General features: G+C 69.7%; 8 protein-coding genes and 1 tRNA gene. 3 read left to right on the top strand and 6 right to left on the bottom strand.

Annotated elements, in window-relative coordinates:
* Positions 1-105: 105 nt before the first annotated feature.
* On the bottom strand, positions 106-1,200 hold the full coding sequence (locus tag WG898_RS15450) for an ABC transporter ATP-binding protein (protein ID WP_339603692.1): 1,095 nt from the start codon (positions 1,198-1,200) through the stop codon (positions 106-108).
* 70 nt (positions 1,201-1,270) lie between these two features.
* On the opposite strand from WG898_RS15450, the gene WG898_RS15445 reads away from it, so the two are divergent.
* Positions 1,271-2,899 carry an ABC transporter permease gene (locus tag WG898_RS15445; protein ID WP_339603691.1) on the top strand — a complete coding sequence of 543 codons (1,629 nt, stop codon included), beginning with the start codon at positions 1,271-1,273 and terminating at the stop codon, positions 2,897-2,899.
* A 64-nt stretch (positions 2,900-2,963) separates the two neighbouring features.
* Complete coding sequence (locus WG898_RS15440) at positions 2,964-3,323, top strand: hypothetical protein (protein WP_339603690.1); 360 nt, start codon at positions 2,964-2,966, stop codon at positions 3,321-3,323.
* A gap of 78 nt (positions 3,324-3,401) precedes the next feature.
* Here the strand turns inward: WG898_RS15440 and WG898_RS15435 are convergent.
* The 4 genes from WG898_RS15435 to WG898_RS15420 form a co-directional block, all read right to left on the bottom strand.
* Positions 3,402-3,476 (bottom strand) — tRNA-Arg (locus WG898_RS15435).
* A gap of 63 nt (positions 3,477-3,539) precedes the next feature.
* Positions 3,540-7,706, bottom strand: coding sequence for a translocation/assembly module TamB domain-containing protein (locus WG898_RS15430; protein ID WP_339603689.1), 4,167 nt, complete (start codon positions 7,704-7,706; stop codon positions 3,540-3,542).
* Positions 7,706-9,538, bottom strand: coding sequence for an autotransporter assembly complex protein TamA (locus WG898_RS15425; RefSeq protein ID WP_339603688.1), 1,833 nt, complete (start codon positions 9,536-9,538; stop codon positions 7,706-7,708). Before WG898_RS15425 ends, WG898_RS15430 begins: the two co-directional genes overlap by 1 nt.
* Positions 9,535-10,716, bottom strand: coding sequence for a vWA domain-containing protein (locus WG898_RS15420; protein ID WP_339603687.1), 1,182 nt, complete (start codon positions 10,714-10,716; stop codon positions 9,535-9,537). Before WG898_RS15420 ends, WG898_RS15425 begins: the two co-directional genes overlap by 4 nt.
* A 93-nt stretch (positions 10,717-10,809) precedes the next feature.
* Here WG898_RS15420 and WG898_RS15415 point away from each other — a divergent pair, with 93 nt between their 5' ends.
* A complete protein-coding gene (locus tag WG898_RS15415; RefSeq protein ID WP_339603686.1) occupies positions 10,810-12,090 on the top strand; it encodes a sensor domain-containing phosphodiesterase in 1,281 nt (426 codons plus the stop codon).
* A 9-nt stretch (positions 12,091-12,099) separates the two neighbouring features.
* On the opposite strand, the gene WG898_RS15410 is transcribed toward WG898_RS15415, so the two are convergent.
* Entirely contained in the window at positions 12,100-14,121 is a 2,022-nt protein-coding gene (locus WG898_RS15410) for a S9 family peptidase (RefSeq protein WP_339603685.1), read from the bottom strand.
* Positions 14,122-14,142: the final 21 nt, after the last annotated feature.

The following is a 14,142-nucleotide window of genomic DNA, read 5'->3' as shown; positions in this document are numbered from 1 at the left end:
GCGCAGCCCCGCGCCGAATGCTTGCGTGTGAGCCCGCATTGGGGCACCAATTCCGGGGATCGCAGTGAACAAATGGACGAAACCGGGTCGGCCGGTGAGCAAGCCTCAATCGGCTGCCAGGCCGGCGGGTATGCCGAAGGTCACGACATGGTCGACATGGGCGCGTATGCCTATCCATTCGCCCAGCTGGTGGTCGTGGTGCGAGGGCACATGGGCCATCAGGCGTTCGCCCGTGGCCAGCCGCAGGGTGTAGAGGAACTCGGCGCCGCGGAAGATCTTGCGCTCGATCTGTGCCTTCACCGGCGCCAGGTCGTCGTGCACGATGTCGTCGGCGCGCAGCAGCACCTCGCAAGCGCCGTTCGGATAGGCGGTCGGCAACGGGCATTCGCCGGCGTCGGTCAGTTCGCCCACCGCGGTGCGTACCAGCGGCCCGTCCGGCCCAGCGACGATGCGCGCCGGCGTGAACACGCCATGGCCGATGAAGTCGGCCACGAAGCGCGTGGCCGGCCGGTGGTAGACGGTGTAGGCCTCGTCCCATTGTTCCAGCCTGCCCTGGTGCATCACGCCCACCACGTCGCCGATCGCGAAGGCCTCGGCCTGGTCGTGCGTGACGAACAGGGCGGTGGTGCCACTGGCATGCAGGATGGCGCGCAACTCCTGCGAGAGATGCTCGCGCAGGTCCACGTCCAGGCTGGAGAAGGGTTCGTCCAGCAGCATCAGGCGCGGTGCCGGCGCGAGCGCGCGCGCCAGCGCCACGCGCTGCTGCTGGCCGCCCGAGAGCTGGTGCGGCGCGCGCTTGGCGGCATGGGCCAGGCCCACCAGCTCCAGCATCTCGGTGACGCGGCGTTCGCGCTGCGCGCGCGGCAGTCCCTGCAGGCCGAAGCCGATGTTCTGCGCGATGCTGAGGTGGGGGAACAGTGCGTAGTCCTGGAACACCATGCCGATGCGGCGCGCCTCGGGCGGCAGATGCAGGCCGCTGCTGGCATCGGCCAGGGTCTCGCCGTCGATGCGGATGCGGCCGGCCTGCAGCCTCTCCAGCCCGGCGATGCTGCGCAGCAGCGAAGTCTTGCCGCAGCCCGAGGGGCCGATCAACACGCCGATCTGCCCACGCGCCAGCGCCAGGGTGACGGCATCGACCGCGGCACGGCGGCCATGGGAACTCGGGTAGCGCAGACCGACCTGGTCGAGGGCAAGAAACATGGTCCTATGATACCGGCCCGGGTCTGTTTCTCGAATGCGCATTATTCGCATTTGATCTTCGTCAAACCGAATGTTGCGTCTCATCATCCTCGTCTGCCTGCTCCTGGCCGTGCCCGTGCTGGGCGTGCTGGGTTCTTGGCTGTCCCTCGATGCCCAGGCCTGGGCCATCCTGCAACACCAGTGGCAGACTGTGCTGCCCGAATATGCCTGGTCCTCGCTGCTGCTTGCGGCGAGCGTGGCCGTGGGCGTGGCGCTGCTGGGCGGGGCCACGGCCGCCGCGGTGAGCCTGTTCGAGTTCCCGGGCCGGCGCTGGTTCGAATGGGCCTTGCTGCTGCCGATGGCGATGCCGGCCTATGTGGCCGCCTATGCCTATACCGATGTGTTGCAGTACAGCGGCGCGCTGCAGAGCACGCTGCGCCAATGGACGGGCGCGCAGGGCGCGCTGTGGCCGGATCCGCGCAGCCTGCCCGGTGCGGTGCTGCTGTTCGTGCTCTGCCTCTACCCCTACGTCTATCTGCTCACCCGCACCGCCCTGGCCGAGCGCGGCGTGGCGCTGATGGAGGCGGCGCGCATGCTGGGCGCCGGCACCTGGCGGCGCGTGCGCGAGGTGGCGCTGCCGCTGGCGCGCCCGGCGCTGGCGGCAGGCGTTGCGCTGGCGCTGATGGAGACCCTGGCCGACTACGGCGTGGGCGCCTATTTCGGTCTGGCCACGCTGACCACCGGCATTTACAAGGCCTGGCTGGTGATGAACGACCGCATCGCCGCCGCCCAGCTGGCGTCGGTACTGCTGCTGGCTGTGGGCCTGTTGCTGTGGCTGGAGCGGCGCGCCCAAGCCAGGCTGCGTTTCACCGGCAGCCGCAGTGGCGCCCTGCATGCCGCCGAGGCCAGGCCGCTGCCCCTGAAGGGGCCGGCGGCCCTGGGCGCCTTCCTGCTCTGCGCGCTGCCGGTGCTGCTGGGTTTTGTGCTGCCGGTGCTGGTGTTGCTGCAGCTGCTATGGCAGGAGGCCATGCATGGCGAGATGGGCCTGCCGCTGGCGCGCTTTGCGCAATGGGCCTGGACCAGCCTGCAACTCGCCGGTCTGGCGGCGCTGCTGGCGGTCTCGCTGGCCCTGGTGCTGGCGTATGCGACCCGGGTGCGCAGCGCCTCGCCCGTGCTGGCGGCGCTGCTGAGCGTCTCGAACCGCATTGTCTCGTTGGGCTACGCCGTGCCAGGCGCGGTGCTGGCGGTGGGCATCTTGCTGCCGCTGGGCTGGTTGCAGAGCCACGCGCCGCAGCTGGGCCTGACGGCCTTGATGACCGGCAGCATCGCCGGCCTGATCTATGCCTACCTGGTGCGTTTCTCGGGCGTGGCCCTGCAATCGGTGGAGGCCGGCTACGCGCGCATCTCCACCACCGTGGACGAGACCGCGCGCATGTTGGGCGCCTCGCGCCGCCGCCTGTTCCTGGAGCTGCATGCGCCGCTGCTGGCGCGCTCGGCATTGGCGGCCGCCCTGCTGGTGTTCGTGGACGTGATGAAGGAGCTGCCCGCCACCCTGGTGCTGCGCCCCTTCAACAGCGACACCCTGGCGGTGGTGGCCTACCAGCTGGCACGCGACGAGCGCCTGGGCGAGGCGGCCCTGCCTTCGCTGGCCATCGTCTTGGTAGGTCTGGTGCCGGTGCTGATGCTTTCACGCGCCATGCGCAAGAAACCTGGGACTTGACCGCCACCAGCTGGCGCTTTGATACTGGCCCGCACCATGAGTCGCACAGGAGCTTGAGGCCGAAATGGATAGCAACCAATGGCTGATGGCCATCGCAGGCCTGGCGCTCGGCGCCGCCGCCGCCTGGGGCGGCGCGGTATGGTGGTTTGGCCGAATGCTCAAGCAGGCCGCCGCGCGGCTCGACAAGACCGAAAAGGCGCGCCAGTTCGCCGCCACCCAGACCACCCAGGCGCGCAAGCAGATCGAGTCGCTGCAGCATGAGTTGGGCGAACTGCGGCATGCGGCGCAGCACAAGGTGCATATCAATCCGCCCGCCCCGTCGGGGCCCGAGATGATGCTGCCGGTGGGCGGCACGGCGCCGCGCAAGCCGGCCCCGGGCGATGGCTTTGCGGATACGCAGGTGTTGTTGCCGAGCAAGCGATAGAAGCGGCAACACCTCGCGCAAGCATGCGCTCGGTGCCATTTGCCTACCGCAAGTCCGCAGGGACTTGCGGTAGGCAAATGGTCCCGCCGACAGGAATCGAACCTGTATTTGCCGCTTAGGAGGCGGCCGTTCTATCCATTGAACTACGGCGAGACAGGGCCTGATGGCCAAGCGGCGCGGATTGTCGCATGAGATTTTCCTTCGCCCCGCCGCCGTTCATTCCCACTTCCATTGCCAGATGAAGTCCAGCGCGTTGTCGTCGCCCGATTGCGCGCGCAGGGTGAAGCGCTGGGCGATGCGGTAGACCAGCTGCCAGCTGCCGGCGGTGGCGTTGAGCCCGCGCTCGTAGCCCACGTAGACGCGCCGGCTGAGCTGCTTGCCCAGGCGCACCACCGTGCCCTTGGCCTCGTCGGCATCCTGGTGCACCGAAAGCTCGTCCAGGCCCAGGTTGCGCATCAGCTTGCCGCTGGCGCTTTCGCCTTCGCCGCTCAGCAGGGCCATGGCGGCACGCTGCAGCAGGGCGGTGTCAGCGCGCCCCAGACTTTCGGGGGCTCGGCCCAGCACCAGCCAGGAGAGCTTGTCGCTGTCGCGCATCTCGGGTTCCGAATAGAGCTTGATGCGCGGGTTCAGCGCCGTGCCGGTGACGGTCACGCCCACCCGCGCATCGTCCAGGCCGGGCCGTATCGCCAGCACGTCCAGGCGCGGGTTGTCGGCCGCGCCGGCGAAGCTGATCTGGCCGCGCTCGATCTCGAGTTTTTGCGCATAGGCATCGAAGCTGCCACCCACCGCCGAGACCACGCCATGCAGGGCCGGCTTGCCATGGCTGTGCGTGAGCTTGAGCTGGCCCGCCAGCAAGGTGTCCAGGCCACGGCCGCGCAGGCGCAGCTGGCGGCCCAGGTCCAGCTCCAGCTGCACATGCACCGGCAGCTTGCTGGCTCCGTTGGCGGCCTCGCTGCGGTCTAGCTGGCCGTCCTCCGGGCGCAGCACCAGCACATCCTCGTCCAACTGCGGTGCGTTGCCGCGTGTGAAGTCGAACAGGCCCTCGTCGGCGCGCAGCTTGCCGCCCACGTCCAGGCCCTGGCGGCTGAGCTTGACCAGGCTTTCGCCGCTCAGCACCAGGCGCCGGTCGACGCGGCGCAGCAGCGCGAAGCGCTCGGCGCTGAGCCTGAACTCGGCGCTGGGTTCGGCGCCCAGCAAGACCTGACCCTCGGCTCGCAGCATGCCCTCGCCGCCGCGCGCGCTGAGATGCTCGAGGCGGGCACTTTCGCCGCTCAGGCGCAGGCCGAACTCGCCCTGCTGCAGGTCCACACCATCGAGCGGGTTGCGCAGCGAGAGCCCCTGGCCGCCGGCCTGGCCGGTGATCTGTGGCGCGCCCAGCGTGCCGCCCAGGCTGAGGCTGGCGAACAGGCTGCCACCCAGGCGCCAGCCCGTCGGCACCCAGGCGCCCCAGGTGCCCAGATTCGCTACGCGCGCCTCCAGCACGCCCTCCAGCGGCGCGTTGCGGTCCGGCAGCTGCTGCGGCGCGGCCGCATGCGCGGTGAGGGCGCCGCCCAGCGCGCCGAGGTTCTGGCCGGCGATCGCCTGCGTGAGATGCCACACGCCCTGGTCGGCCAGCAGCCCGAAGCGCAGCTCGGTGAGGCCCAGCGCCTGGGTGCCGCGTTCATCGGTCACGCTGAGGTCGCCGGCGCTGCGCTGCAGTGCCACGTCCACCTTGAGATTGCGGACGCCGCTGCTGACGCGCGCCGCACCGCCCATCACCAGATTGCCGCCCCAGCCGAAGCCGGGCTGCCAGCGTGCCAGCAGTGGTGCCACCGCCAGCGGCTCCATCGCCAGCTCGAGTTCCAGCTGGGGGGCGGCCGCGGTCAGCGCATCGAGCTGGAACTGGCGCCAGGCAAATCCTGCCCCCAGCAGCTCGAGCCGCCCCGGCGCTGCCTGCAGGGCATCGAGGCGGCCCTGTGCGCCGAACTCCAGCTGCAGGGCCAGCTGGGAGGCCGCCAGCCAGGCCGGCAGGGCGGGCTTGTCCGGCCGTGCCAGCAGCTCGAGCTGGCGAACCTGCCAGCGCGCGCCTTCGCGCCAGGCACGTGCGGGTGGCTGTGACCAGCCTCCTTCCAGGCTCAGCCTGAGCCCGCCGCTCTGCAGGGGGCCCTGCGCTGTGCCGTTCAACCAACCGGGCAGGCGGTAGTCGCCCTGGGCGCTGAGCGTGAGCTGGTGCCTGGACCAGGGCCCGTCGAGCGCCAGCGCCAGCTCGCGCAGGTGCAGGGTGCTGCCGGCATCGAGCTGCTGGATGCCGGCCTGCAAGCGCAGCGGGGCGTCCTCGCCGCCACCCAGGGAGGCCTGCAACTGCGCCTGCTTGATTTGCAGCGCCGGCAGCTGTTTGGCGCTCACGCGCAGCGCCTTGATCTGCAGCTGCGCCTCGCTGCTCAACTGCCAGGGCGGCGCGGCGTCCTGGCCCTTGGGGGCGGGCGTCAATGCCAGGGCCAGCGTGCCGGTCAGTTCGCCCTGCAGGTTCAGGCCTGGCAGCAGGCCGCTCAGCCAGGGCTGCAGGGCCGCCAGCTGAGGAGCTTGCCAGTCGCTCGCCAGGCGCAGGCGCTCGCTCGCGTCGGCGGCCAGGCTGGCCTGCAGCTGGTTGCCCGCCAACTTGAGCGCGAGCTGGGCCTGCGGTGCGGCCTCGCCCTCGCGGGTGTAGCGCAGCTCGCCGGTGAGCGGCAGGCCCGCCAGCTGGCTGGGCTGGATCTGCAGCAGGGCCTGGCCCTGCGGCGCGTGGCGCCAGGGCGCCGTTCCCACCACTGTCGGGCCCCGGCTCAGCCTGGCGTCGAGGCTGGCGTTCAGGCTCTGGCTGCCGCTGCGCCAAGTGCCGCCAGCCGCGCCGCGCCAGAAGTGCCGCAGATCCAAGGCGCTCATGCGTGCCTGCAGCTGGGCATGCCAGCCGCGACTCCAGTGGCCGGCCTGCTGCAGCGTGAGCGCCCCTTGCGCCTCGAGGCGGCCGCCACCCGACAGCAGACGCCATTGCTGCAAGCTCAGCCCGGCCGGGCTCAGCGCAGCTTCGGCCTGCAGGCTGAACTCGGCGGCCTGCAGCTCGGGCGCGAGTCGGCCCTTGAGGTCCAGCGAAAGCGCCACCGGCGGCCAGGCGGCCAGCGCCTGCAGGCCCGCCTGGGTCTGCAGGCGCAACTGGCCCGAGGCCAGGGCGGGTGCGAGCCGGTTGTCCAGCAGCTCGCTGCGCAGGCCTTCGATGTCGATGCGGAGCTGGGAGCCCGCCTGGCCGGCGCTGCTGCCAAGGTTGCCAAGGGCATGCAGCCGGCCGGCGGCTTGCGTCTGTGTGCCCAGCTGCAGGTCCAGTTGCTGCAGGTGCAGGCTGGCCGGGTCCCAGGGCTTGAGTTCCAGCTCCAGCGCGAGTTGGCGCAGCGGCAGGGCCTGCGCGTCGAAGCGGCCGGCCATGCCATTGCGCAACGCGGCGCTGATGCGCAGCGGCGCCTGGGCCTGCGCGGCACGCAGGCTGACACTGCCCACCAGGCTGGTGCGTGGCGCGCCGCGCTGCAGCTGCGCCAGATCCAGACCCTGGGTCTGCAGGTCCAGGGCTTGCAGCGGCCAGGCCTCGAAGGGCGCCAGCGTGGCGCTGGCCTTGAGTGTCTGCGGGCTGCTTGGCTCGGAGGTGTAGCCAGGGCTGTCCAACTGCGCCTGCACCGGCAGGTGCAGGAGCGGCCCGTCGGCCTGCAGCCGCGCCGTCCAGGCCGGCAGCTGCGCGGCGCCGAGCTTGGCTGCGGCGGGCTGACGCACCAGCAGCTGGGCCTGTACGCGCATCTTGCCGCCGCTCTCGACGCTGGCCTCGCCGCTCAGCTCGCGCTGGTCCCAGCGCAGTGCGGCGATGCGCGCGCGGTGCATGGCGCCGCCGTCGGCGCCCAGCGAAAGGCTGGCTTGCAGGGTCTGCAGCGGCTGATCGCTCAGCGAAGGGATGCGCAGTTCGGCAACGCTCAGGCTGGCGACATCGAGCGCGAAGGGCAGCCGCAGGTTCTGCGGTGCGGCCGTGGCCTCGGCGCTCGGCGCAAGGCTGAGCTCGACGCGCTCGGCGCTGACGCTTTCGAGCAGCAGCCGACCCCAGAGTTGAGGCGAGCGATGCCAGCCGAGCGCGGTGCCATGGGCCCGCAGGCCCCGGATGGTGAGCGTGTCGGCGCCGCCGGGAAAGCGGTAGCGCAGGCGGCGCGCCGAGAAATCCCCCAGCACGCTGCCCTGGGCGCCTTCCAGCTCAAGCCCCGGCACCTGGCGCAGCAGCCAGGCGCTGCCAGGCTCGGTGGCCAGGCCCCACCACAGCGCCAGGCCGCCGCCGGCCAGTGCGCAGGGCAGTAGCAGGGCGCCCAGCAGCAGGCCGCGGCCGGGATTGCGCTTCATCACAACGCGATCCCAACGCTAAAGTGCAGGCGCCAGCTGCCCAAGGCCTGGGCGCGCGCCAGGTCCACGCGCAACACCCCCACCGGGCTGCGCAGGCGCAGGCCGAGGCCGTAGCCCAGCGTGGGCCTGAGTTCGTTCCAGTGCATCGCGGCCTGGCCGGCGTCCACGAACACCGCGCCCAGCAGGCTGGGCAACTGCTGGCTGAGCGGGTGCGCCAGCTCGGCGCTGCCGGTCCAGAGCACGCGCCCGCCGACCTGGTTGCCCAGCGCATCCTGCGGCCCCAGATGCTCGGGCGCATAACCGCGCACCGAATCGTCACCGCCGGCGCGGAAGCGCAGTGCATCGGGCAGGCCGACGGCGTCGCCGGCCAGCAGCTGGCCCAGTTCGGTGCGCAGGGTGCTGGTCCAGTTGGCGCCCAGGCGCTGGTACCAGAAGACCTTGGCATGCAGCTTGCCGAACCAGCCGTTCCGGGCTACCGAGTTGTCTGCGCGGCCCAGGCCCAGCAGCCATTGCGCGGTGAGACCCTGGGTGGGCACGACGATGCTGTCCACCTGGCGCCAACGGCGGTCCAGATTGAGCGAGATGGCGCTGCCATGCACCTCGTTGCCGGGAAAGCGCTCGTCGCTGCGCAGCCATTCGAGGTAATGGCTGCGATCGTTGTTCTCGGTCTCGCGCTGGCGGCCCAGGCGAGCGCGCCAGTTGAGCTTGGTCTGATTGGCGATCAGCTGGTCGCGCTCGACCGCGAAGGCGGCCAGATTGCGCTCCATATCGGTCTGCGGGTGCGAGGTCAGCTCCAGTTCCAGCGCGCTGCGGTCGCGCCCCAGCTCGATCTTGCTGCGCGCGCGCAGGTCCAGGTCGAAGGGGCGGCGGTGCAGATGCTCGAGACCCACGCGCGGGCCATGGCTGCTGTGGTAGCCCAGGCTGGCGGTGGCCTGCTGGCGCGCCGCCTCGCGCACCGTCACCAGCACCGGGGTGGCCGCGGCCGTCTCGGCCTCCGGCTTGATCTCCACCGCGATGCTGTCGAACAGCCCGGTCTTGATGAGGCGTTCCTGGAAGTCCAGCAGAGCCTTGGCGCTATAGGGGTCGCCCTCGCGGTAGCCGGCGAGGCGTTCGATGCTGGAGGCGGGCTGGTGCTTGAGCCCCTCGATGCTGAGCGCGCCAAGGCGCAGCAGCGGGCCGCTCTCCAGCGTCAGCGCCAGCTCGGCGGCGTTCGTCTCGGTGCGCACCAGCGCGCGGCTGCTGGCCCAACGCGCAAGCGCATAGCCTTCGGTGCGCGCCAGATTGAGCAGGCCGTTCTTGGCCTCGCTCCAGGCTGCCTGCTGATAGGCCGCGCCAACCGGCAGCGTCCAACTCGACGCCAGCCGCTGGCGCAGCGCCGCGCCGGCGGGCTCCGCCAGCGCCCCGGCAAAGTCCAGCTGCACGGCGCTTACCTGCACCTGCGGGCCGGTATCGACCGTCATGCGCAGGCGCTGCAGCTGCGCATCGCCCTGGCGCTGCATCGCAACCTTGGCATTGAAGTAGCCGGCCGTTTCCAGCAGCTCGCGCGCCTGCTCGGGGGCGGCGGCGCTGAGGCGGTCCAGCTCCACCGGGCTGAGGCGCTCGTCCTCGGCGGTGTTGCGAAAGCGTGCCAGGTCCAGGTGCTCGTAGAGCAGGGTCCGCAGGGCCGCGGGCGCGTCGATCTCGAGTTCGTAGGCGGCCACCAGGCGGGCGGGCGCGCCGTCCTTGGCGACGGCGGGTCTGCGGCTGAGGGCATCGCTCAAACCCTGGAAGCTGGCGCAGCCGCCCAGGCCCAGCGCGACCATCAGCAGGGCCGCGATCCGCAAGCCGCTCATTTGCTCAGCAAGCGCATCGCAGCTTCCAGGCCGTTGAGCGAAAGCGGGAACATGCGCTGGTGCAGCAGCTGCTGGATCAGCGCGATGCTCTGCCGGTACTGCCACACGCCCTGCGGCTCGGGGTTGATCCAGGCGTTCTTCGGGAAGGCGTGGGTGAGGCGCTGGATCCATTCGGCGCCGGCCTCCTCGTTGTTGTACTCGACGCTGCCGCCGGGCTGCAGGATCTCGTAGGGGCTCATGGTGGCGTCGCCCACGAAGATCAGCTTGTAGTCCTTGTTGTACTTGCGAATAATGTCCCAGGTGGGCGTCTTCTCGGCAAAGCGGCGGCGATTGTTCTTCCACACGAAGTCGTAGACGCAGTTGTGGAAGTAGAAGAACTCCAGGTGCTTGAATTCGCTCTTCACCGCCGAGAACAGCTCCTCCACGCGGTGGACATGCTCGTCCATGGTGCCGCCCACGTCCATCAGCAGCAGCACCTTGACCTTGTTGTGGCGCTCGGGCTGCATGCGGATGTCCAGCATGCCGGCATTGGCGGCGGTCTTGTGGATGGTGTCGTCGAGGTTGAGCTCAAGCTCCGAGCCCTCGCGCGCGAAGCGGCGCAGGCGGCGCAGCGCCACCTTGATATTGCGGGTGCCGAGTTCGAGGTTGTCGTCGTAGTCCTTGTAGGCGCGCTGCTCCCAGACCTTCACCGCGCTCTTGTTCCTGCCGGCGCCGCCTATGCGTATGCCCTGCGGGTTGTAGCCACTGTTGCCGAAGGGGCTGGTGCCGCCTGTGCCTATCCACTTGTTGCCGCCCTCGTGGCGCTCCTTCTGCTCCTCGAAGCGCTTCTTGAGCGTTTCCATGAGCTCGTCCCAGCCCATCTTCTCGACAGCCGCCTTCTGCTCGGGCGAGAGTTCCAGCTCCAGATGCTGGCGCAACCATTCCAGCGGCAGCTCCTTGCTGAAGTCGGCGAGCATTTCCACGCCCTTGAAGTAGGCGGCGAAGGCACGGTCGAACTTGTCGAAATGCGCCTCGTCCTTGATCAGGCTGGTGCGCGCCAGGAAGTAGAACTTGTCCACCGTGGGGCCGCCCTCATCGTCGATCACGCCGGCCTTGAGCGCCTCCAGCAGGGTGAGGAACTCCTTGACCGATACCGGCAGCTTGGCAGCGCGCAGGGTGTAGAAGAACTTGATCAGCATGGTGTGGCGGCGCTCGGGGGCTTCGCTTCATTATCCATGCGCACCGCCGCCCGAGCGGGGTAGCATGAGGCACCCCAGCCATAGGCATGTGCGATGAATATCGAAGTCGAACAGATGCTCCAGGCCCTGTATGGCGCGATCTCGGAAGACGAGCAGGGCCGTTGGGTGGCGCGGCTGGGCGAACTGCTGCTGCGCAGCAGCTTCCAGCCCATCTACAGCTTCCCGCACCGCCGGCCGGTGGGCTACGAGGGCTTGATACGCGTGAGCGACGCGGCCGGACAGCCGCTTTCACCGATCAGCGCCTTCGAGCGCGTCGCCAGCTTCGACGAGCAGGTCAGGCTCGACCGCCTGTGCCGCCTGCTGCATGTGCACAACTTCGTCGAGCAGAAGGTGCCGGACTGCTGGCTTTTCCTCAACATCCACCCGGCCGTGTTCGTGCACGCCGCCAGCCAGGCCGAGATGCTGGCCAAGGCGGTGGAGGTGGTGCACCAGCTGGGACTGCCCATGCAGCGCCTGGTGTTCGAGGTCACCGAGGATGTGATGGCGCAGGACGCCGCCTTCGAGGCTGCGGTAGAGAGCGCGCGCGCCACCGGCTGCCTGCTGGCGCTGGACGATTTCGGCGCCGGCCATTCCAACTTCGATCGCATCTGGCGCATCCGGCCCGAGATCGTCAAGCTGGACCGCAGCCTGCTGCAGCGTGCCATGGGCTCCAAGCGCATCGAGCGCGTGCTGATGCAGATGGTCTCGCTGCTGCACGAGTGCGGTGCGCTGGTGCTGCTGGAGGGCGTGGAAACGCGCGACGAGGCGCATCTGGCGCTGGATGCCGACATCGACCTGGTGCAGGGCTATGCCTTTGGCCGGCCGCAGCCCGAGCTGATCTCGGACGGCGCCGTCTCGGCGGAGCTGGAGGACATCTGGGCCTTGTTCGACGGCCGCCAGCTGCTCGGTCGCACCGCTTACCAAGAGCGCGTGGCGCCCTACCAAAGCGCCATGGCCCAGGCCCTGCAGCCGCTGCAGCAGGGGCGCGGGCTGCGCGAGGCCTGCGATGCCTTTTTGCACCTGCCTGGCGCCCAGCTCTGCTATTTGCTCGACGAACAAGGGCGTGAGATGGGTGCGCGCGTGGCACCGCTGGGCCTGGAGCAGGCGCATGACCAACGCTTCGGACCGTTGGAGCGCGCCGGCGACGCGCGCTGGGCGCGCCGCCCCTATTTCCGCCGCGCCATCTCGGCGCCAGGCGAGGTGCAGGTGACGCGCCCCTACCTCAGCCTGCACGGCGCGCGCATGTGCGTGACCGTCTCGCTGGCCTATTGGCAGGAAGGGCGGCTGCGCGTGCTTTGCGGCGACGTGGGCTGGGCGCAGGGCGAGCCGGATTGAGGCTGCGACTCAGCGCTTGCGGTCGTACTGCTGCAGCCAGCCAAAGAATTCGCCGTACCACTGCTTGCTGTTGCGCGGCTTCAGCACCCAATGGTTCTCGTCCGGGAACCACAGCAGGCGGGCATCGACGCCGCGCGCCTTGAGCGTGTTGTAGTAGGCCAGGCCCTGGGCATCGGGCACGCGGTAGTCCAGCGCGCCGTGGATCACCAGGGTGGGCGTCCGCATATGCTGGGCAAAGGCATGTGGGCTTTGCGAGGCCACGCGGGCCGGGTCGTCCCAGTACCAGGCGCCCAGCTCCTTGGCATGCCAGGTGTAGGCGTCGTCGGCAAACATGGCCTGCCAGTCGTAGCAGCCGGCATGGCAGACATAGGCCTGGTAGCGCCCCGGCTTCACATGGCCGTTCATCCACGCGACCATATAGCCGCCATAGCTGCCGCCGGTGGCGAACACGCGCTGCTTGTCGGCCCAGGGCTTCTTGAGCAGCAGGGTGGTGGCGGCCTCGATGTCCTGCAACTCCAGCTCGCCCCAGCGCTGCGTGATCGAATCGAGGAAGCCATGGCCGAAGCTCGACGAACCGTGGTAGTTCACGCAGGCCACCACATAGCCCTGGGCGGCAAAGGCCTGGTGGTTCCAGCGCCAATGCCAGCTGTCACCAAAGGCGGTGTGCGGGCCGCCGTGGATCACATGCATCAGCGGGTATTTGCGGCGCGGATTGAAGCCGGGCGGATAGATCAGCCACATCTGCACCTGCTCGTCGTTCGCGCCCTTGAACCAGACTTCCTCTTCCTTGCCGAAGGCGTACTGCGCCAGCAACTTGTCGTTGACGCTCTCGATGCGCCGCCAGACGGCGCCCAGGCCTTCTTCGTCGCCCTCGCCCTCGAGCACCGAGACGCGCGCGGGATGTTGAACGCCGTCGTGGTTGACGACGATGGTGCCGGCCTCCAGCGCGAAGCTGGCCGCATGGCCGCCGCGGAACAGCACGAAGGCACCACCGGTCTTGACGTCGAAGCGCCAGAGATGGCGGCGGCCGCGGTCCTCGGCGCAGAACAGCAGACCCAGATCGTCCTCGTCCCACAGCAGCGGGGCGGCCGGCTCATGGTCCCAATGCTCGGACAGCACGGCCCAGTGGCCGGCCGTGTCCAGCACCGCCAGCTGTTTGGGCATGGTGTGCTTGAGGCCCTGGTGGCTGGCCAGAAAGGCCAGATGCTGGCCGGCGTGGCTGTAGACCGGCGCCGTGAAATCCCAGGCCTCGTCCTGCAGCAGGGTGCGGATCGCGCCGCTGCGCAGGTCCACCTCGGCCAGCGCGTTGCAGTGGTCCAGGCGCTGCTCGGGATGCGGGTCGTAGCTGAAGACGATGCGCTTGCCGTCGGGCGAGATGTCGAAGCTGTTGGCGCTCTGCTCGGCGCGCGTGAGCTCGAAGTCGCTGCCCTCGAACAGGTCGCGGGTGCGGCCGCTGGCAATGTCCAGCACATGCAGATGCGCCACCCGGCCCATCGGGATGTGGTGGTCCCAGTAGCGATAGAGCGCCTCCGAGGTCACATAGCCGCTGGTCTTGCGATCCTTGAAAGCCTTCAGGGCCTTGGCCTGCGCGGCCGCGCCCTTCAGCCCGGGCCAGACCCAGGAGATGAAGGCGATGCGGCGGCCGTCGGGGAACCACTTGAAGGCCTCGACGCCGGTGGCAATGCTGGAGACGCGCCGCGCCTCGCCGCCATCGGGCGGGATCACATAGAGCTGGGTCTCTTCGTCCTTGGCGCCCTCCTGTTCGCGGCGCGCCATGAAGGCGATCAGATCGCCCCTGGGGCTCCACAGCGGCGCGCCGTCCTTCTCGCCGCAGCTGGTGAGGGTGCGCGGCTCGCCGCCCAGGGTCGAGAGCAGGCTCAGCGTCGAGCTGCCCTTGTTCTTCTCCATGTCGTAGCGGGCCAGGCTGACGACCGCCTGTGCGCCATCGGGCGAGAGGCTGGGCGCGCCCAGGCGCTCCAGCTGCCAGAGGGCGTCCACGTCGAACAGGTCTTTTTTCTTCTTGCTTGCCATCGTCGCGGCTTTCAAAGGGTT

Origin of the sequence: Paucibacter soli (assembly GCF_037482845.1) — a bacterium.
Classification (GTDB): domain Bacteria; phylum Pseudomonadota; class Gammaproteobacteria; order Burkholderiales; family Burkholderiaceae_C; genus Paucibacter_B; species Paucibacter_B soli.
The sequence above is the reverse complement of the archived record's forward strand: the minus strand, read 5'-3'. Positions and strand labels throughout refer to the sequence as shown.